A 17,745-nucleotide genomic window follows, 5' to 3' on the forward strand; every position below is an offset into this window, starting at 1 on the left:
GGCCCGAGCGCATGGCCAGAGCATAGGCGCGGCCGGCCCGCGCGGCCAGGGAGGCGCCGGGTCACAAGCCGGCTACCACCCCGCTGGCGCCGCCCGTTCCGAGCGGGCCAGGAAGGCCGCGATCTCCGCCTGCGGCAGCGGCCGGCTGAACAGGTAGCCCTGGGCATAGCGGCAGCCCTCGGCGGCGACGGTCGCCGCCTGCTCGGCGGTCTCGACGCCCTCCGCGGTGATCGGCATGTCGAAGCTGCGGCCAAGGCCGACGATGGCGCGCAGGATGGCCAGCGACTGGCTGCGCTGCGGCAGGTCGGCGATGAAGGAGCGGTCGACCTTGATCTTGTCGAAGGGAAAGCGGCGCAGGTAGCTCAGCGAGGAATAGCCGGTGCCGAAATCATCCATGGCGATGCCGATGCCCATCGCGCGCAGCGCGTGCAGCGTGTCGAGCGCCAGGGCATCCTCGTGCAGCAGCACGCTTTCGGTGATCTCGAGCTCCAGCCGGCAGGCCGGCAGGCCGGTCTCCTCCAGGGCGGCGGCCACCGCCTCCAGCAGGCCAGGGCCGGTGAACTGCGCCGGCGAGAGGTTGACCGCGACGACGATGTCCGCCGGCCAGTCCAGCGCGGCGAGGCAGGCCTGGCGCAGCACCCAGCGGCCGAGCGGGACGATCAGCCCGGTCTCCTCGGCGACCTGGACGAACTCCGCCGGCGGCACCGAGCCGCGGCCGGGGCGGAACCAGCGCAGCAGCGCCTCGCAGGCGACGACGCGGCGGTCGCCCAGCGCCACCACCGGCTGGAAGTAGAGCGAGAACTCGCCATTCTCCAACGCCTCGCGCAGGTCGTTGCGCAGCGCCCGCCGGCTCTGCAGGCGCTGCGTCATTTCCGGCGCGAAGAAGCGATAGAAGCCGGGCCCCTCGGTCTTGGCGCTGTAGAGCGCCATGTCGGCCTGCCGGATCAGCGCCTCGGCCTGCGGCGCCGCCGCCTGCCGGTCCGGCAGGGCGATGCCGATGCTGGCGCCGACGCGCAGCCGCTGGCCGTCGATCAGATAGGGCTCGCTGACCGCATCGATGATGCGCAAGGCCAGGCCGCCGATCGCCTCGCGCGGGCCGGCGCCGCGCAGCAGCAGGCCGAATTCGTCGCCCCCCAGCCGGGCGATGCAGGCGCCCTCGCGGAGCAGGCGGCGCAACCGCTCGGCCGCCTGCTGCAGCAGGCGGTCGCCGCCGAGATGGCCGAGCGCGTCGTTGACATCCTTGAAGCTGTCGAGGTCGAGGAAGAGCAGCGCGCAATCCTGCGGTGCCTCCGCCAGGGCGCGGCCGATCTCCTCCTGGAAGGCGCCGCGATTGGCCAGGCCGGTCAGCGCGTCATGCCGCGCCATATGCGCGATGCGCTGTTCGCTGCGGCGCTGCTCGGCCTCGGCCAGGCGCCGCGCGCTGACGTCGCGGAAGAACAGCGTCAGCCCCTCGGCCGAGGGATAGGCATGCACCTCGAGCCAGGCATCGATCGAGGGCAGGTGCTCCTCGAAGGTCGTCGCCGCCGGCTCCACCATCGCGCGCCGCAGCTGCTGGGCGAAGCGGGAATCCTCGGCGGTGGCCAGCATGCTCCAGGCGCTGGCGCCCAGCGCCGGCCCGCGGCGGGCGAACCAGGCCTCGGCCCGCCCGTTGACATAGGTGAAGGTCCAGTCGCGGTCGAGCACGGCGATGCAGTCCGAGGTGGTCTCCAGCACATCGGCCAGGCGGGCGGTGGCCGCCTCCTGCTGGGCGCGCGCCTGCTTCTCCTCGGTGATGTCGCGCGAGATCCAGAGCAGGCGATAGGGCAGCCCGTCGGCGCCGACGATCGGCCGGATCGCGATCTCCCACCATTTCGGCCGGCCGCGCGCGGTCGGGCAGAAGATGGTGAACTGCACGCTCTCGCCCCGGGCGGCGACACGCGCGCCCTGTTGCACCGCGGCGACATATTCGGGCGGCAGGGTCTGGCGCCAGCCGAAGCCTTCCACGCTCTCCACCGAATCCAGCTCGAACAGCGCCAGGCCGGGGCCGTTCATGAAGATCAGGTAGCCGGAGAGGTCGAGCACCTTGATGCAGGCCGGGCTGTTCTCCAGCACGCTGCGCGCCAGCTCGTCGCTCTGCCGCAGCGCCTCGCGCACCGCCTTGGATTCGTTGACATCCTCGACGGTCCCGTACCAGCGGATGATGCGCCCCGCGGCATCGCGGCGGGCGGCGGCGCGGACGCGGTACCAGCTGTACTCGCCGCTGGTGGTGGAGAGGCGGTATTCCAGGTCGACCGGCGCGCCGCTGCGCAGGGAGACGCCCCAGGCGCGCAAGGTCTGCGCCACGTCGTCGGGATGCAGGGCGCGGATCCAGCCATCGCCCAGCGCCTCCTGCGGCCGCATGCCGATCAGCGACTGCCAGCGCGGCCCGACGGACAGGACCATGCCCTCCGCATCGGCCGTCCAGGCGATCTGCGGGCTCAGCTCGATGGTGTAGCGGTAGTTCTCGTCGCTCTCGCGCAGCGCCGCCAGGCTGCGGCCGTGCTCGATCAGCGCGGCCAGGCCGAGCGCCAGCTCCTCGAGCGGCGCCAGGTCGACGCCGTCGGCCCGGCGCGGCGCGGTGTCGAGGATGCAGAGACTGCCCACCGGCAGCCCCGCCGCGTCGCGCAGCGGCACGGCGGCGTAGAAACGGATCTGCGGCGGCCCCTGCACCATCGGATGGTCGGCAAAGCGCGGATCGGCCAGGGCGTCGGGCACCAGCATGGTCTCGTCCGGCCGCAGGATGGCATGGGCGCAGAAGCTGATGTCGCGCGGCATGCTGCTGCCCTGGGGCAGGCCGATGGCGGCCTTGAACCATTGCCGGTCGCGGTCGACCAGGGACACCAGGGCATAGGGCACGGCATAGAGCCGGCTGGCCAGGTCGGCGAAGGCGTCGAAGCGCGCATCCTGCGGCGTGTCCAGCAGCTCGCAGGCGCCGAGGGCGCGCAGCCGGGCTTCCTCATTCTCCGGCAGGGGCGCGGCCGCCATCAAAGGCCTCCCGCTGGAGGCGGCCCGGCGCGCCCCGCTCCGATCATCAGTGCCTTCCCTCCCCGGTTATCGGCATGACAGCTTTCCGTCCAAGCATAGCCGCGCGCAAGAGTTGCGTGAACCGGTTGCATTACCCGCAGGGCGGAGCCGGTTTCTCGCAGGCGGCGGTCCGGCCCGGCCACCTCCCGCCGCCACCACCCCGCGCCTCCTCATCCGGCCGCTTAACACGGGGAAGTGAAAGCCTGCTTGACCGATTGCCGGAAACGGCGCGAAGCTCGCCATGTGACCGCCCGCGGAACGCCCGCCGAGCGTCGCCGAAGCGCCCCGGAACCGAACCGGATCGAGCGTGATGGCCGCCTCGGACCGTTCCGCCCGGCGCCGCGGACCAGGTCAGCCTGTCCAGGCTGAGCCTCGTGGCGGCCCTGGGCCTGCGTCCGCCCCCCGCGATGTCTGTCGCGGGGTTTTTTTTGAGCCCTATCCAGGAGACCCGGCATGGCCAGCGAGGCCGCCCTGCTCGTGCAGCAGCAGCTCGACGCCTACAATGCCCGCGATCTCGGCGCCTATATGCGCTGCTGGAGCGAGGACTGCGCCTATTGGGAACTGCCCGACCAGGCCCTGCCGGACGATGCCGCGGCGCTGCGCCGGCGCCAGGCGGCGCGGTTCCGCGAGCCCGACCTGCACAACCGCCTGCGCCGCCGGGTCGAGCTGTCGCCCGGGGCGGCGCCTGACCCGGAGGCGGAGGCGGCCCCGCCCCTGGCGCTGAGCCTGGTCATCGACCACGAGACGATGACCCGCACCTATCCGGATGGCCGCGGCGCGGTCGAGGTCTATGCGATCTACGAGCTGGCGCGCGGCCGCATCACCCGCGCCTGGCTCTGCCTGGGCACCCCGCAGCTGGCGGGGTAGGCGGCGGCGCCGGCCGATTCCCGGACCGCCGGCCGCCGCAACCTTTGCCGCTGCCGCGCGCTTGTCCCGCGGAGGGAAACGACACCGGTCGTCGCGCAGCGCTGCGGCACCCCGCGGCAGCGGCAAGTCTTGCAGAGGATGCGTGCAGACCGGCTTGCAGCTTGCGAAAACATTATGGCACCGGCGCTTGGCCGTCCCTTCGGCTTCGACCAGCATCGCCAGACATCCCCAACCGCGAGGAATGGGCCCATGCGGATATTCGTTACCACGGCAGCACTGCTTGGCCTCGCCAGCGGCGCCGCGCTTGCGCAAGGCATGACCGGCACCGCCGCCGCCGAGCCGGTCACCCAGGCGAGCACCGTCGCCGACCTGGCCGCCATCTGCGACCCTGCCGCCAGCAGCCCGCTGCGGCTGGAATCCATCGCCTATTGCCAGGGCTTCATCACCGCCGCCGGCCAGTATCACGCGGCGCTGAACCCGGCCGGCTCGGCGGTCAGCCGCCCGCTCTACTGCGTGCCGACCCCGGCGCCGACGGTGGCGGAGACCGGGCTGGGCTTCGCCGCCTGGGCCCGGCAGAACCCGCAGCACAATGCGGAGCCGGCGATCGACGGGCTGCTGCGCTACGCCCAGGCCAGCTTCCCCTGCCCGCAGGCCGCGGCGCAGCCCGCGCGCCGCGCCACCCGCCCCGCGACCACGCCGCGCTGAGAGGAGACATGTCCATGATCCGTTCCGCGCGCATCGCGCTGCCGCTGATCGCGGCCCTTTCGCTTGGCGCCTGTGCCGACATGAACCCGCAGGCGCGCAATGTCGTCGGCGGCACCGCCGGCGGCGCCGCCCTTGGCGGCATCCTCGGCTCCTTCAGCGGCAATGCCGGCTTCGGCGCTCTGCTCGGGGCCGGCGCGGGTGCCGGCGCCGGCTATCTCTACGACCAGTCGCAGCGCAATTCCTACGGCGGCTATGGCCCCGAGCCGCGCGGCCGCGGCTATCGCGGCAGCTACGGCCGCTACTGATCCAGACTGACGGCGGCCGGGTGCTTGCCCGGCCGCCGCACCCGGCGCAGCCCGGCCCGCAGCCGGGGATGCCGCGCCAGCCAGGCCTGCAGCGGCGCCAGCAGCCGCCAGCTGGTCGATTGCAGGATTTCCGAACGGTCCCGCCGGGCCTGCGCCGCCGCCGCCTCGGCGGCCTGCAGCCGCAGTGCGGCCTGACACGCCGCCTCGCGGGCATCGGCCCGAGCGAGGTCGAGCGCCTCTTCCGCCTCGGCCAGGGCAGCGGTCAGCCGTTCCACCTCGCGGGCCTGGGTTTCCAACGCTGCCTTCCCGGCCTGCGCCGAGGCGGCCAGCTCGGCCCGTAGCCGCGCCGTCGCAGCAAGTTGCCCGGCCAGCTCGCCTGCCACCGCGGCCCGCGCGGCCTCGCCGGTGGCCAGCGCCTGTTCCAGCTGCCGCAGCTGCGCGGCGGGCGGTACCAGGGAGAGCGCCGGCGGCCGCATCTGACGCGCCGCGCTGCGCGGCCAGGCATGGAAACAGGACAGATGATTGTCGAGCGCCAGGCGTTGCGGGACCAGCCCGGCCTGGGCGAAGGCGATTTCGGCCGAGAGCTGGTCGCGCCGCGAATAGCGCAGCACATGCGCCAGCCAGAGCTCCATCGCCCGGCGCATGCGCGCGTCCCGGTGGTCGCGCAGCAGGATCGCCGTCCAGGGCGGCGACTGCGCCAGCGCATCCGGGCAGGCCAGCTGGTAGTGGTTGAGCTGCTCGAAGATCCGCCCCTGGTCGTCATAGCCGAGCCGGCTGACCTCGAGGAACTCGTCGAGCAGGCTGTCGCGGTAGCTGTGCGCCGGCAGCGCCAGGCCCTGCCCCGCCGCCAACTGCGCGAACAGCGTCTCGGGCGGCGCGGTCAGCAGCACGCTGTTGTCGATATAGAGCGACTGGTCGAACTCGGGCAGATGGCGATGCGGCAGCAGCTTCATTGCGCGCTGGCTGCGCACCGGGTCCATCGGCAGGCAGGGCGCGACCGGGCGGATCCGCCAGCTGTCGCTGCGCAGCGTGGGATCGTCGGTCAGGCAGAGGAAGGGCAGCGTCGAGCGCGCCGCCACCGGCTGCTCGGTCAGCCGTTCATAGCCGCCGGTCAACACCGTGTAGACGCAGCGGCGCGGCCCGGCAGGGCTGGCATCGGGAATGGCCATGGCCTGGCTCTATCATGCCCTTGCCATCGGAACCGGTCACGCCGCCGCGAGCGGCCGGGCGTCAGCCCGCTTTCAGCGCCTTCAGCGCCGAGGCCCAGATCTCCCGCGTCGCCGCGACATCGGCGGCGTCATGCGCGCAGGAGACATAGTATTTGCTCTCGCCCTTCAGGATGCCGCGCTGGCGCAGCAGCGCGTTGAAACGCTTCATCAGCGCCGCGTCGGCGCCGAGCATGCCGCGATAATCGGTGACCGGCGCGGCCGAGAAGACCACGTCGAACAGCGGCGGCTCGCCGAGGATCTGCGCGGCGAAGCCGGCGCGCTGGATCTCTTCCGCCAGCGCCGCCATCAGCTCTCTGCCGGTCGCGAAGAGCGCGTCATAGGTGCCCGGCCGGCGCAGCACGTCCAGCGTCGCCAGCCCCGCCGCGGCGGCCACCGGATTGCCCGAGAGCGTGCCGATCTGCGGCAGGAACTTCTCCTCGCCCGCCGTCGCGCGGTCGAACAGCGCCATGATCTCGGCGCGGCCGGCGATGGCGGCGAGCGGGAAGCCGCCGCCGCAGATCTTCCCCAGGGTGCAGAGGTCGGGCGTGACGCCGTAATATTCCTGCGCCCCGCCATAGGCGAAGCGGAAGCCGGTGACGACCTCGTCGAAGATCAATGGGATGCCCAGCCGCGCCGTGACCTCGCGCAGCCCCTGCAGGAAGCCGGGCGCCGGCGGGATCAGCCGCTGGAAGGGCTCGACGATGACGCCGCCCAGTTCCTCCGCGTGGCGCTCGATCAGCGCGGTCGCGGCGGCGAGGTCGTTGAAGGGGGCGACGATCACCTCCTCCACCACGCTCGCCGGGATGCCGGGGGAATCCGGGATCGGGCGGGCCGAGTTGCCGGGCCGCTTCGGCGCCAGGCTCATCAGGGCATAGTCGCTCATGCCGTGATAGCCGCCCTCGAACTTCAGGATCTTGTCGCGGCCGCGGAAGGCACGGGCCAGGCGCATGGCGTAGAGATCGGCCTCGGTGCCGCTGGAGAGGAAGCGCAGCTGCTCGGCGCAGGGCACCGCCTCGACGATGGCCTCGGCCAGCAGGATGCCGGGGCGGTTGTTGCCGAAGAAGGTGGTGCCCAGCGGGATCTGCGCCTGCGCCGCCGCCGTCACCGCGGGATGCGCATGGCCCAGCAGCATCGGGCCGGAGCCCAGCAGGTAGTCGATATACTGGCGCCCGTCCTCGTCCCAGACATGGCCGCCGGCGCCGCGCGCCAGCACCACGTCGCCCGCGAGATTGCCGAAGCTGCCGCCGGGCAGCACACGGCGGGCGGTTTCGAGCAGCGCCTCCTGCCGCGTTGCAGTGGCCCTCGTCGCGGTGGCGCTGGCGGAAGCGGTCATGCCCGGTATCCCCTGTTCTCGCGAAACCACCGGAAGGCTGCGGCAGGCGGCAGGGGTGTGCAAGCCGCTTTCGCGGCCCGCGGCAGTTTCGCAGGCGCGGGCAGGCGGTTTCCGAACCCGTTTTCCCGCTGGCATTCCCGCTGGCGTTCCCGCTGGCATTCCCGCTGGCGGTGCGGCGGGGCAGAAAGCGGATTGCCCTCGGCGCCGAATGGGTCTGGCATGCACCTTCGAGCCGCAGGGGGAGAGAACCGCATGACCGAGACCGAGCTGGCCTGGATGCCGGCCACCAGGCTGGCCGCGCTGATCCGGCAGAAGAAGGTTTCGCCGCTGGAGCTGACGACGGCGGTGCTGGCCCAGGCCGAGGCCGCCGAGCCCCGCATCAATGCCATGGCGCATCTGGCCGCCGATGCTGCCCTGGCCGCCGCCCGCCGCGCCGAGCAGGCGGTGATGCGCGGCGAGCCGCTCGGCCCGCTGCATGGCGTGACGGCGACGCTGAAGGATCTGACGCCGACCGCGGACATGCCGATGCAGAGCGGCTCGAACCTTTTCGCCGGCCACCGCCCGGCCGAGGATGCCCCGGTGGCGACGCGGCTGGTCGAGGCCGGCGCGATCATCATCGGCAAGACCACCACCTCGGAATTCGGCTGGACCGGGGTCAGCCGCAGCCCGCTGACCGGCATCACCAGCAATCCCTGGAAGGCGGGCTACAATGCCGGGGCGAGCTCGGCCGGCGCCGGGGCGGCCGCGGCCGCCGGCTATGGCCCGCTGCACCAGGGCAGCGACGGGGCGGGCTCGATCCGCATGCCGGCGCATTTCTGCGGCATCTACGGGCTGAAGCCGAGCTTCGGCCGGGTGCCCTACTATCCGCCCTCGGTCGGCGACCTGACCTCGCATATCGGGCCGATGACGCGGCACGTGGCCGATGCGGCGCTGATGCTGCAGGTCATGGCCGGCCCGCACCCCTGGGACTTCATGAGCGCCGAGGCGCCGCCCGCCGATTATCCGGGGCTGCTGGACCGCAAGCCGATGGGCGGCAGGAAGCTGCGCATCGGCTGGAGCGCCGATCTGGGCCATGCCCGCGTCGATCCGGACGTGGCGGCGATCAGCCTGGAGGCGGCGCGCGCCCTGGCCGCGGCGCTGGGCAGCGAGCTGGAGCCGGTCGCCACCCCCTGGGGACCGGAGGGCGTCGAGATCGGCCGCTTCTTCTGGTCGGCGCATATGTCGCGCTGGCTGCCGGAGCTGGAGAAATGGGAAAGCCGGATGGATCCCGGTCTGGTCGCCTGCATCCGCCAGGGCGCCCCGGTCAGCGCCAGCGACTACCAGCGGATGCGGACCAAGAAATACGCCTATGTCACCGAGATCCACCGCTTCATGAGCGGGCTCGACTTCCTGGTGACGCCGGCGGTCTCGGTCGCCGCCTTTCCGGCGAAGGACCTGCAGCCGGCGCATTGGCCGCAGCATGCCTGGGACTGGCTGGGCTGGGCCGAGTTCTCCTACCCCTTCAACATGTCGGGCCATCCGGCGGCCAGCCTGCCGGCCGGCTTCACCGAGGAAGGCCTGCCGGTCGGGCTGCAGATCGTCGGCCCCCGCTTCGACGACCTGTCGGTGCTGCAGGCCTCGGCGGCCTTCGAGCAGGCGCGGCCCTGGGCCGGGCTGCGCCCGCCGCTGGCCTAGCGCGGTTTCCGTTCGCCCGGGCTCACCTCAACCACGCCAGGCTCTTGTTTCTTCGAGCCTCTTCACCCGATCTGGTGATTCCACCAGATCGGGGTCGGCTCTAGCTTGTGGCGCTGTAGACGCCGAGATGCACGTCCATCGTGGCGAGCAGCGGCGTCTCCAGCCCGCAGCCGCGGGCGCGGACCAGCAGGTCGCCGATGATCTGCGCGCCCTCGATCGGACGGCCCTTCGCCAGGTCGCGATACATCGACGAGGTCTGGGTGGAGGCGGGGTCGGTGAAGCCCGCCGCCAGCCGCTGCATCAGCGCGGTGGCGGGCGGATGGCCGGCAGCCACCGCAACGCCCGCGATCTCCTGCAGCAGGCTGGCGGCGAAGGCGCTGCCGCCGGGGACGCTGTTCACCGCGCCGACATGGCCGCGCATCAGGCAGGTGATGCCGCCGAGCGTCGCCAGCATCACCCATTTCTCCCACATTTCCTGCAGGATCGCGGTCGAGGCCCGGGCGGTGAAGCCGGCGCCCTGCATGGCCGCCGCCAGCGCCTCGACGCGCGGCGACAGGCTGCCGTCCTGCTCGCCGAAGGAGAGTTCCTGCAGGGCGGCGAGTTGGTGGATGCGGCCCCCGGCATCCAGCTCGGTCGCCACCTTGCAGACCCCGCCCAGCACGGCGCTGCCGAAGCGCTCGGTCAGCGTCTCCAGGTGGCGCATGCCGTTCAGGATGGGGACCAGCATGGTGTCCGGCCCGATCGCCGGCGCCAGGTCGGCCATCGCGGCCTCCAGCGCATAGGCTTTCACGCTGAGCAGCACGGCGTCATAGGGCGCGGCGAGGTCTCCGGCCTCGACGATCTGCGGATGCAGCACCAGGTCGCCATGCGACGGGCTGAGGATCTGCAACCCGCCCTGGCGCAGCTGCGCCGCCCGGCCGGGCCGCACCAGGAAGCTGACGTCGCGTCCGACCGCCGCCAGCCGCCCGCCGAAATAGCCGCCGGTGGCCCCGGCGCCGACGATCAGGATGCGCATCCCCTGCCCTTTTCCGCTTGTCGGGCCGATTATGGGCATATGCCCGCAATGGTCAATCGGCGGCGGTCAGGGGATGCCGATCAGCTTGTGGGTCTGCAGCGACAGCCGCCATTGCGGGTTGGCCAGGCAGTAGCGCACGGCGGCCGCGGTATTGGCCACCCGGTCCGGCCCGTCCATCGGCTGCAGGTAGAAATGGCGGAAGGCCAGGTGCTGCACCGCCTCGGGCATCAGCGCCGGCTGCGGGAAGACCAGCTTCAGCTCCGACCCGCTGTCGACGGCCAGCGCCGCCCCGGCCTTGGGGCTGACGCAGAGCCAGTCGATGCCCTCGGGCGGCGCGACGGTGCCATTGCTTTCCACGGCGATCTCGAAGCCGCGGGCGTGCATGGCGGCGACCAGTGCGGCGTCCAGCTGCAGCAGCGGCTCGCCGCCGGTGAAGACCACGTAGCGATGCGCGGCTCCGCCCGGCCAGGCGGCCAGCACCGCCTCGGCCAGGGCCCCGGCATCGGCGAAGCGGCCGCCGCCTTCGCCATCGGTGCCGATGAAGTCGGTGTCGCAGAACTGGCAGATGGCCCTGGCGCGGTCCTGCTCCCGACCGGACCAGAGGTTGCAGCCGGTGAAGCGGCAGAACACCGAGGGACGGCCGGCCTGCGCGCCCTCGCCCTGCAGCGTCGCGAAGATCTCCTTCACGGCATAGCTCATAGGCGGGCATCCAGGTCGTTGATGCTGGCATCCGCCCGCTGCCACCAGGCGCCGTCCGGCAGTCCGGCGGGCAGGAAACCGGCCGGGTCGCCGTCGAAGGTGACGCTGTTGGTCGGCGTCTCCTCCAGCCGGATCGAGGCGCAGCGCAGCACCCCGCCATCGGCGGCCAGGAAGGCCGAGACCTTCGCCATCATCAGGCAGGCCAGCATTTCCGTGGTCGGGTCGCCCGGGGTGACCAGCAGCCGGGCGGCGCGCGCCGGCTCGTGCTGGCGGAACCAGCCCAGCAGGGGATCGGCCGCATTGACCTGGAAGGCATGGTCGACGGCGCTGTCGATCCAGCCGTGCCAGCGCGCCTTGGCCCGCTCGAAGGGCTCGACCATGTTCGCCGCGCCATCCAGGCGCTGTGGCCGCCGCGCCTCCAGCCGGACGGTGACCGTCTCGTTATGGCCATGCGGCAGGGCGCATTTTTCCGACAGGCCCGAGGTCAGGCGATGCGCCATGGAGAAGCGCCGGGAGAAGACGAGGCCGAACATGCGGCCGGGCTTAGACCAGGCGGGCCCCGCTTGGAAGCGCCGCACGGCAGCCATGTCGCGTCACGCCAGCAGCAGGCGCCCGCGCCAGGCCCCCTCGTCCACCAGCCGCCGCACCAGGGCCAGCAGGCAAGCCTCGGCCGCCTGCTGGCCACGGCTGGCCGGGCGCTCGCCGGCGCAGGCCAGCACGGCGGTCCGCCGCAGCACCGGCGCGACGATGCGCCGCGCCCGCAGCGTGCCGGCGGCGATCTCGGCGCCCAGCGCCGCCCAGGGCAGCACGGTATGGGCCAGGCCGGCGGCGACGCCCGCCTTCAGATGCGGCAGGGCATCGACCTCGGCCACCACCTGCCAGGCGCCACCGGCGCGGGCGGCATGGGCCTCCAGCAGCCGGCGGAAGCCATGCTCGCGGCCGGGCAGCAGCACCGGCAGGCGGAGCGCCTCCGCCAGCGTGATCTCGGCGCCCTCCCCGCCGGTGCCGGCGAGATAGAGCTCCTCCTCCACCAGCGGCCGCAGGCCGAGGCCCGGCGGCGCGCCCTCCTGGTCGAACAGGATGGCCAGGTCGATGCGGCCCTGGCGCAGCCATTCCTGCAGATGGCCGCTCTGGCTTTCGGCCAGGTGCAGCGCTAGCGCCGGATGCTCCGCCCGCAGCGCCCGCAGCAGCGGCAGGGTCAGCAGCATGGCGACCGTGGTCGGCAGGCCGATGGCGACGCGGCCGCGGATCGGGCCGGCGATCTCGGCGCGCACCGCCTCGCGGGCACGCTCGGCCTCGCGCAGCAGGCGCTCGGCATGGGTCTTCAGCGCCTCGCCGGCGGCGGTCAGGGTCACGCCGCGGCTGCTGCGCAGCATCAGCGGCGCGCCGAGCTCGGCCTCCAGCCGGGCCAGCTGCTGGCTGAGCGCCGGCTGCGCCACCCGCAGCCGCTGGCTGGCGGCCGAGATGCTGCCGGTCTCGGCGATGCCGAGGAAATAGCGGAGCTGGCGCAGGTCCATGTCGAAGGCCATAGCGGAATGCGATGGCGGCCAGCATGGATCGCTATTTTCCTTCTGGCCAGCCCGGTGCCACTCTGCCGGCCAGAACGAGGGAAGAAACGCCATGGGCGACATGCCGGGGCCGGCGCTGCTGGCCGGGATGCGGGTGCTGGACCTGTCGCGGCTGGTCGCCGGCAATGTGCTGAGCGCGGCGCTGGCCGATCTCGGCGCCGAGGTCGTCAAGGTCGAGGCGCCGGGCCGCGGCGACGAGCTGCGCGGCTGGCGGGCGGGCGGCGTCTCCACCCATTGGAAGGCCTATGCGCGGGGCAAGCGGAGCCTCTGCATCGACCTGCGCGCCGAGCGCGGCAAGGCGATCCTGCTCGACCTCGTGGCCCGGTCGCATGCGCTGGTCGAGAACTTCCGCCCCGGCACGCTGGAGCGCATGGGGCTGGGGCCGGAGGTCCTGCACGCCCGCAACCCGCGGCTGGTGGTGGCGCGCATCTCCGGCTGGGGCCAGACCGGGCCTTGGGCGCACAAGCCCGGTTTCGGCTCGCTGGTCGAGGCGCTGTCCGGCTTCGCCGCCATGAACGGCTTCGCCGACCGCGAGCCGGTGCTGCCGCCGCTGCCCCTGGCCGACAGTGTCACCGGCCTCTATGGCGCGCTGGGGCTGGTTGCCGCCTGGCGCCAGGCCGAGCAGACCGGGCGCGGCCGCGTGCTGGACCTGGCGCTGTTCGACGGGGTGCTCTCCGTCCTCGGCCCGCTGGCGCTGGAGCATCAGGTGACCGGCCAAGCGCCGCTGCGCCAGGGCAGCCGGGCGCCCAGCCATGCGCCGCGCAATGTCTACCGCACCGCCGACGGCCAGTGGGTGGCGCTCTCGGCGGGGATGCAGGGGGCGGTCGTGCGGCTCTTCGCCGCGCTGGGCCTGCCCGAGCTGCTCGACGATCCGCGCTTCTCGACCGCCGACGCCCGGATGGCCCATGTCGAGGCCCTCGACGCGCTGATCGGCGGCCGCATCGGCGCCATGAGCCTGGACGAGAACCTGGCGCTGTTCGAACAGGCCGATGTCACCGCCGGCGCCGTGCTCGATGCCACTCAGCTGGAAGACCATCCCTACGTCAAGGCGCGGGGCGCCATCGCCCGCATCCCCGATGCCGAGCTGGGCGAGGCCGCCATGCACGCGCCGCCGATCCGCTTCGAGGATGGCGCGGCGCCGCCGATCGCCGGCCCCGCCCCGGCGCTGGGCGAGCACAGCGCCAGCCTGCTCGCCGGGCTGCTGGGCTTGCCGCAGGCCGAAATTGATGCCCTGCTGGCCGAGGGGGTGATCCACCAGCCGCCCCCCACCCCGGACAAGACGAAGACGGAGACCGCCGCATGATCACCGCCACCCCGCCCCGCTGGCGTTCCCTGATGTTCGTCCCCGCCCATGTCGAGCGTTTCGTCGCCAAGGCGCATCTGCGCGGCGCCGACGCGGTGATCCTGGACCTGGAGGATGCTGTCCCCGCCGCCGAGAAGCCGGCCGCGCGGGCGACGCTGGCGGCCTCGATCGCCTCGATCACCAGCAACGGCACCGCCGCCATGGTGCGGGTCAATCACGGGCTGCTGGAGCTGGCGCGCGACCTGGAGGCGGCGGTGATGCCGGGCCTGGCCGCGCTGGTCGTGCCGAAGGTCGAGGATGCCGGCTATATCCGCGAGATCGCCGATGCGCTGGCCAGCTTGGAGATCGCCCGCGGCCTGCCGGTCGGCGGCATCCGGCTGGTGCTGCAGATCGAGACGCCAGTCGCCCTCTTCTCGCTGCCCGCGATCGCCGCCAGCCATCCGCGCGTCGCCGCCATGACGCTGGGACCGGAAGACTATTCGGCGGCGATGGGCGGCGTGCCGGAGGCGGACACGCTGTTCACGCCGAACTATGCCGTGCTGGCGGCGGCGCGGGCCGCGGGCATCCTGCCGCTCGGCTTCGTCGGCAGCATCGGCGCCTATGACGACATCGCGGCCTTCGCCGAGACCATCCGCCGCGCCCGGCGCATGGGCTTCCGGGGCGCGCTGGTGGTGCATCCCTCCCAGGTCACCGTGCTGAACGAGGCCTTCTCGCCGTCGCCCGCCGAGATCGACTGGGCGCGCCGGGTCCGCGCCGGCGACATCGCCGCGCGGGCCGAGGGGCGCGGCGCCTTCCAGCTCGACGGCCGCATGGTCGACGCGCCGGTGGTCCGGCGCGCCGACGAGATCCTGGCCATGGCCGGGGGCTGATTCCGGCCGGGCCTCGCCGCCCGGCCAAACGACGACGTCCAAGGGAACCACAAGAATGAGCATCCTGATCACCCGGCGCCGGGCCGCGCTGGGGGCCGCGGCGGGGGCCGCGTCCCTGCTGGCGGCCCCCGCCATCGTCCGCGCGCAGGCCGCCTGGCCGCAGCGGCCGATCCGCATCGTGCTGCCCTATGCCCCCGGCGGCAGCACCGATGCGACGGCGCGGCTGATCGCCCAGCCGATGACCCAGTCGCTCGGCCAGCCGGTGGTGGTGGAGAACCGCCCCGGCGCCACCGGCACCATCGGCGCCGCCGAGGTCGCCCGCGCCCCGCGCGACGGCTATACCGCGCTAGTCGATGCCGCCGCGCATGGCTCGAACCATGCGCTCTACAACAATCTTCCCTTCGACTATGCGCGCGACTTCCTGCCGGTCTCGCAGCTCACCGTGTCGCCGCAGATCCTGGCGGTGCATCCGTCGCTGCCCGTGCAGTCGCTGGCCGAGCTGATCGCCCTGGCGAAGGCGAAGCCCGGGACGCTGACCTATGGCACGCCGGGCAATGGCTCGGCCGGGCACATGGCGGGCGCCGCCTTGGCCTGGAAGGCCGGGATCGAGGTCACCCAGGTCGCCTATCGCGGCGGCGGGCCGGCGGTGCAGGACCTGCTGGCGAACAATCTGGGCTTCACCTTCGCCTCGGTCTCCGCCTGCCTCGGCCTGGTCAAGGAGGGCAAGCTGCGGCCGCTGGCGGTCTCCAGCGCCCGCCGCATCGCGCCGCTGCCGGAGATCCCCGCGGTCGCCGAGACTTTCGCCGATTTCGACATCAACGAATGGGCGGGGCTCTACCTTCCGGCCGGCACGCCGCCCGAGGTGGTGGCGAAGCTCGGCGATGCCGCGCGGGCCGGGCTGGCGACGGCAGAGGTGCGCCAGCGGCTGGAGCAGCTCGGCGCCCTCGCCGTCGGCAGCAGCGCCGGGGATTTCTCGACCTGGCTGACCGCGCACCGCGCCCGCATGACGGAACTGGTGCGCGTCGCCAACATCAAGGCGGATTGAGGCCGATGCTGATCAGTCATGGCGACGCGGTGCTGCATGCGCGCGTCGACGGCCCGCCCGGCGGCGTGCCGCTGCTGCTGCTGCACGGGCTGGCCGGCGACCTGCGGATGTGGGACCCGCAGGCCGAGGCGCTGGCGGACCAGTATCGCGTCATCCGCTTCGACCTGCGCGGCCAGGGGCTGAGCGAGGGCGGGGTCGAGGGCGTCACCCTGGCCGACCTCGCCGACGACGCGGTCGCCGTGCTGGACGCGCTCGGGGTGCCGGCCGCGCATGTCGGCGGCATTTCGCTCGGCGGCCGTGTGGCGCTGGAACTGGCCGCGCGCGCCCCGGCGCGGGTGCTGTCGCTGATGCCCTGCAACACCGCCCTCACCTTCGGCCCGCCCGAGGGCTGGGACCAGCGCATCGCCCGGGCGCGCGAGGCCGGCATGGAGGCCAATGCCGATGCCGCGCTGGGCCGCTGGGTGGCGGATGTCGCCTCGCCCGGCTCGCGCGCGCTGCGGCGGATGATCGTCGCCGGGCCGGTCGACGGCTATGTCGCCGGCGCCGGCATCCTGCGCGACGCCCGTGCCGACAGCGTGCTGGGCAAGATCACCGCGCGGACCACGGTGATCTTCGGCGAGGCCGATGTGGCGACGCCGCTGCGGGATTCGCAGGCCATCCGCGACGCCATCCCCGGCGCGGCGCTGGTCACCCTTCCCGGCGCCGCGCATGTGCCGAATTTCGAGTTCGCCGAGGAACTGACCGCGGCGATGCGGGCGCATCTCGCCGGCTAGGCAAGCGCCTTGCAGACGCGGCCGGACTTCATGACGAAATCCGGCCGCCGCACCACGGCGATGTCGCGGCGCGGGTCGCCGGGCAGCGCGACCAGATCGGCCTCGAAGCCCACGGCCAGCCGGCCGATCCGCTCGGACAGGCCCAGCAGGGACGCACCCTCGGTGATGCAGGCGGTCAGCGCCTGGTCGGGGGTCATGCCGGCCTCGACCAGCAATTCCATCTCCACCGCGCTGGGGCCGAGCGGCGTCGCCGGAGGCCCCACGAAATCCGTCCCCGCCGCGATCCGCACCCCGGCGCGCAGGGCCTGCTGCAGCGACTCCCGCTGCGCGGCGCGGTGCCGGCGCCAGCCCGCCGCGGCGGCCGGGGCCGCGGTCTCCGCCCGCAACGCCGGCAGCGCCAGCGTCGGCACCAGCACGGCGCCGCTGTCGGCGATCCTTTTCGCCAGCTCGGCGGAAATCCCGTGGCCGTGCTCGATGCTGTCGACGCCGCACGCCAGCGCCTGGCGCACGGCGGCCTCGCCGATGGCATGGCTGGCGACCTTCAGGCCGTTGCGATGCGCCTCCTCGATCACGGCGCGCAGCTCGGCATCGGTGTAGGACAGGCGCAGCCGTGCCGGATCGTCGCCCCAGGGCCGCAGCGTGTCGGTGTGCTCGCCGACCGAGCCGCCCACCTTGATGAAATCGGCACCCTGGCGGATCCGCTCCCGCACCCGGCGGCGGCATTCGTCGGGGCCGTCGGCATACATCCCGAGCGTCTCCACCCAGGCCTGCGGGAAGGCGGCATGGTCCCAGGTGCCGGCGCGGGAACAGATGAACTCGCCGGCGGCGACGATATGCGGGCCGGGCACCACCCCCTCTCGCACCGCCCGCGCCAGCGAGGGGCCCAGCGGCCCGCCCAGGCAGCGGACGGCGGTGATGCCGGCCTGCAGCATCCGCCCGAGATCGGCGATGGCCCGCGCCGTGCGGTAGGTCAGTGTCCAGTTCCACAGGCCGGAAGGGTCGGACAGGTCCAGCCCCCAGAGATGCAGATGCGCGTCGATGAAGCCCGGCGTCAGGAAGCGGGCGCCGAGATCGGTGACCACGGCGCCCTCGGGCCGCGGGCGGCTGCCCTGGCGGCCGATCCAGGCGATGCGGCCGGCCTGGAGGTGCAGCTCGGGCTGCTCCAGCACGGCGCTGCCCTCGCCGGTCCAGGCGGCGCCGGCGAGCAGGATGGTCACGGTCTCAGGCATCGGTGCTTCCTTCCCGCCTCACGCCATCGTTTTTCCGATGGTCAGAACTATCCGGTTCGTTCATAGACTCTGCCCAGAAGCCGCGCGTCGTTCAAGGCAGCGCCAGGAGG

Annotated in this window: 16 protein-coding genes; 8 read left to right on the forward strand and 8 right to left on the reverse strand. The window is 73.0% G+C overall.

Annotated features, from left to right (window positions below; translation table 11 throughout):
- Positions 1-72: 72 nt before the first annotated feature.
- The gene (locus WFI16_RS09390; protein WP_419897562.1) at positions 73-3,003 is read right to left on the reverse strand and encodes a bifunctional diguanylate cyclase/phosphodiesterase; all 2,931 of its coding nucleotides are present in this window, start codon (positions 3,001-3,003) and stop codon (positions 73-75) included.
- A gap of 492 nt (positions 3,004-3,495) precedes the next feature.
- Between WFI16_RS09390 and WFI16_RS09395 the strand changes: the two genes are divergently transcribed.
- The 3 genes from WFI16_RS09395 to WFI16_RS09405 all read left to right on the forward strand — a co-directional run bounded on the left by WFI16_RS09395 (position 3,496) and on the right by WFI16_RS09405 (position 4,919).
- The gene (locus WFI16_RS09395; RefSeq protein ID WP_419897563.1) at positions 3,496-3,909 is read left to right on the forward strand and encodes a nuclear transport factor 2 family protein; all 414 of its coding nucleotides are present in this window, start codon (positions 3,496-3,498) and stop codon (positions 3,907-3,909) included.
- A 249-nt stretch (positions 3,910-4,158) separates the two neighbouring features.
- Positions 4,159-4,614 carry a Rap1a/Tai family immunity protein gene (locus WFI16_RS09400; RefSeq protein ID WP_419897564.1) on the forward strand — a complete coding sequence of 152 codons (456 nt, stop codon included), beginning with the start codon at positions 4,159-4,161 and terminating at the stop codon, positions 4,612-4,614.
- Between the two features lie 14 nt (positions 4,615-4,628).
- Positions 4,629-4,919 (forward strand): glycine zipper domain-containing protein, encoded by a 291-nt coding sequence (locus WFI16_RS09405; protein WP_419897565.1) that lies wholly within the window; start codon positions 4,629-4,631, stop codon positions 4,917-4,919.
- On the opposite strand, the gene WFI16_RS09410 is transcribed toward WFI16_RS09405, so the two are convergent.
- Together WFI16_RS09410 and WFI16_RS09415 are read right to left on the reverse strand one after the other, a co-directional pair.
- Positions 4,913-6,088 carry a glycosyltransferase domain-containing protein gene (locus tag WFI16_RS09410; protein WP_419897566.1) on the reverse strand — a complete coding sequence of 392 codons (1,176 nt, stop codon included), beginning with the start codon at positions 6,086-6,088 and terminating at the stop codon, positions 4,913-4,915. The genes WFI16_RS09405 and WFI16_RS09410 overlap by 7 nt on opposite strands.
- A 61-nt stretch (positions 6,089-6,149) precedes the next feature.
- The gene (locus WFI16_RS09415; RefSeq protein WP_419897567.1) at positions 6,150-7,460 is read right to left on the reverse strand and encodes an aspartate aminotransferase family protein; all 1,311 of its coding nucleotides are present in this window, start codon (positions 7,458-7,460) and stop codon (positions 6,150-6,152) included.
- A 252-nt stretch (positions 7,461-7,712) separates the two neighbouring features.
- Between WFI16_RS09415 and WFI16_RS09420 the strand changes: the two genes are divergently transcribed.
- Entirely contained in the window at positions 7,713-9,134 is a 1,422-nt protein-coding gene (locus tag WFI16_RS09420) for an amidase (protein ID WP_419897568.1), read from the forward strand.
- Positions 9,135-9,234: 100 nt separating this feature from the next.
- On the opposite strand, the gene WFI16_RS09425 is transcribed toward WFI16_RS09420, so the two are convergent.
- The 4 genes from WFI16_RS09425 to WFI16_RS09440 form a co-directional block, all read right to left on the reverse strand.
- Positions 9,235-10,149, reverse strand: a complete 915-nt coding sequence (locus tag WFI16_RS09425) for a ketopantoate reductase family protein (protein WP_419897569.1) — start codon at positions 10,147-10,149, stop codon at positions 9,235-9,237.
- 66 nt (positions 10,150-10,215) lie between these two features.
- Positions 10,216-10,848, reverse strand: a complete 633-nt coding sequence (gene queE / locus WFI16_RS09430) for a 7-carboxy-7-deazaguanine synthase (RefSeq protein ID WP_419897570.1) — start codon at positions 10,846-10,848, stop codon at positions 10,216-10,218.
- The gene (locus tag WFI16_RS09435; RefSeq protein ID WP_419897571.1) at positions 10,845-11,381 is read right to left on the reverse strand and encodes a 6-pyruvoyl trahydropterin synthase family protein; all 537 of its coding nucleotides are present in this window, start codon (positions 11,379-11,381) and stop codon (positions 10,845-10,847) included. The genes queE and WFI16_RS09435 overlap by 4 nt, the downstream gene beginning before the upstream one ends.
- 60 nt (positions 11,382-11,441) lie before the next feature.
- Complete coding sequence (locus WFI16_RS09440; RefSeq protein WP_419897572.1) at positions 11,442-12,377, reverse strand: LysR substrate-binding domain-containing protein; 936 nt, start codon at positions 12,375-12,377, stop codon at positions 11,442-11,444.
- A 91-nt stretch (positions 12,378-12,468) separates the two neighbouring features.
- Here WFI16_RS09440 and WFI16_RS09445 point away from each other — a divergent pair, with 91 nt between their 5' ends.
- From WFI16_RS09445 to WFI16_RS09460, 4 genes are read left to right on the forward strand one after another with little or no spacing between them, the layout of a single operon-like run.
- Positions 12,469-13,719 carry a CaiB/BaiF CoA transferase family protein gene (locus WFI16_RS09445; protein WP_419897573.1) on the forward strand — a complete coding sequence of 417 codons (1,251 nt, stop codon included), beginning with the start codon at positions 12,469-12,471 and terminating at the stop codon, positions 13,717-13,719.
- On the forward strand, positions 13,716-14,588 hold the full coding sequence (locus tag WFI16_RS09450) for an HpcH/HpaI aldolase/citrate lyase family protein (protein ID WP_419897574.1): 873 nt from the start codon (positions 13,716-13,718) through the stop codon (positions 14,586-14,588). Before WFI16_RS09445 ends, WFI16_RS09450 begins: the two co-directional genes overlap by 4 nt.
- A 55-nt stretch (positions 14,589-14,643) precedes the next feature.
- Positions 14,644-15,633 (forward strand): Bug family tripartite tricarboxylate transporter substrate binding protein, encoded by a 990-nt coding sequence (locus WFI16_RS09455; RefSeq protein ID WP_419897575.1) that lies wholly within the window; start codon positions 14,644-14,646, stop codon positions 15,631-15,633.
- Positions 15,634-15,638: 5 nt separating this feature from the next.
- The gene (locus WFI16_RS09460) at positions 15,639-16,406 is read left to right on the forward strand and encodes an alpha/beta fold hydrolase (RefSeq protein ID WP_419897576.1); all 768 of its coding nucleotides are present in this window, start codon (positions 15,639-15,641) and stop codon (positions 16,404-16,406) included.
- Here WFI16_RS09460 and WFI16_RS09465 read toward each other — a convergent pair.
- A complete protein-coding gene (locus WFI16_RS09465; protein WP_419897577.1) occupies positions 16,403-17,635 on the reverse strand; it encodes an amidohydrolase family protein in 1,233 nt (410 codons plus the stop codon). The genes WFI16_RS09460 and WFI16_RS09465 overlap by 4 nt on opposite strands.
- Between the last annotated feature and the right edge of the window lie 110 nt (positions 17,636-17,745).

The sequence above is a fragment of the Roseomonas sp. USHLN139 genome (assembly GCF_037145735.1).
GTDB lineage: Bacteria > Pseudomonadota > Alphaproteobacteria > Acetobacterales > Acetobacteraceae > Pseudoroseomonas.

Bases quoted from the DNA above. Each gene is read 5' to 3' on its own strand.
- WFI16_RS09440 (WP_419897572.1), bottom strand. From the start codon at position 12,377: ATGGCCTTCGACATGGACCTGCGCCAGCTCCGCTATTTCCTCGGCATC.
- queE (WP_419897570.1), bottom strand. From the start codon at position 10,848: ATGAGCTATGCCGTGAAGGAGATCTTCGCGACGCTGCAGGGCGAGGGC.
- WFI16_RS09390 (WP_419897562.1), bottom strand. From the start codon at position 3,003: ATGGCGGCCGCGCCCCTGCCGGAGAATGAGGAAGCCCGGCTGCGCGCC.
- WFI16_RS09400 (WP_419897564.1), top strand. From the start codon at position 4,159: ATGCGGATATTCGTTACCACGGCAGCACTGCTTGGCCTCGCCAGCGGC.
- WFI16_RS09405 (WP_419897565.1), top strand. From the start codon at position 4,629: ATGATCCGTTCCGCGCGCATCGCGCTGCCGCTGATCGCGGCCCTTTCG.
- WFI16_RS09450 (WP_419897574.1), top strand. From the start codon at position 13,716: ATGATCACCGCCACCCCGCCCCGCTGGCGTTCCCTGATGTTCGTCCCC.
- WFI16_RS09415 (WP_419897567.1), bottom strand. From the start codon at position 7,460: ATGACCGCTTCCGCCAGCGCCACCGCGACGAGGGCCACTGCAACGCGG.
- WFI16_RS09465 (WP_419897577.1), bottom strand. From the start codon at position 17,635: ATGCCTGAGACCGTGACCATCCTGCTCGCCGGCGCCGCCTGGACCGGC.
- WFI16_RS09460 (WP_419897576.1), top strand. From the start codon at position 15,639: ATGCTGATCAGTCATGGCGACGCGGTGCTGCATGCGCGCGTCGACGGC.
- WFI16_RS09435 (WP_419897571.1), bottom strand. From the start codon at position 11,381: ATGTTCGGCCTCGTCTTCTCCCGGCGCTTCTCCATGGCGCATCGCCTG.
- WFI16_RS09425 (WP_419897569.1), bottom strand. From the start codon at position 10,149: ATGCGCATCCTGATCGTCGGCGCCGGGGCCACCGGCGGCTATTTCGGC.
- WFI16_RS09410 (WP_419897566.1), bottom strand. From the start codon at position 6,088: ATGGCCATTCCCGATGCCAGCCCTGCCGGGCCGCGCCGCTGCGTCTAC.
- WFI16_RS09445 (WP_419897573.1), top strand. From the start codon at position 12,469: ATGGGCGACATGCCGGGGCCGGCGCTGCTGGCCGGGATGCGGGTGCTG.
- WFI16_RS09420 (WP_419897568.1), top strand. From the start codon at position 7,713: ATGACCGAGACCGAGCTGGCCTGGATGCCGGCCACCAGGCTGGCCGCG.
- WFI16_RS09455 (WP_419897575.1), top strand. From the start codon at position 14,644: ATGAGCATCCTGATCACCCGGCGCCGGGCCGCGCTGGGGGCCGCGGCG.
- WFI16_RS09395 (WP_419897563.1), top strand. From the start codon at position 3,496: ATGGCCAGCGAGGCCGCCCTGCTCGTGCAGCAGCAGCTCGACGCCTAC.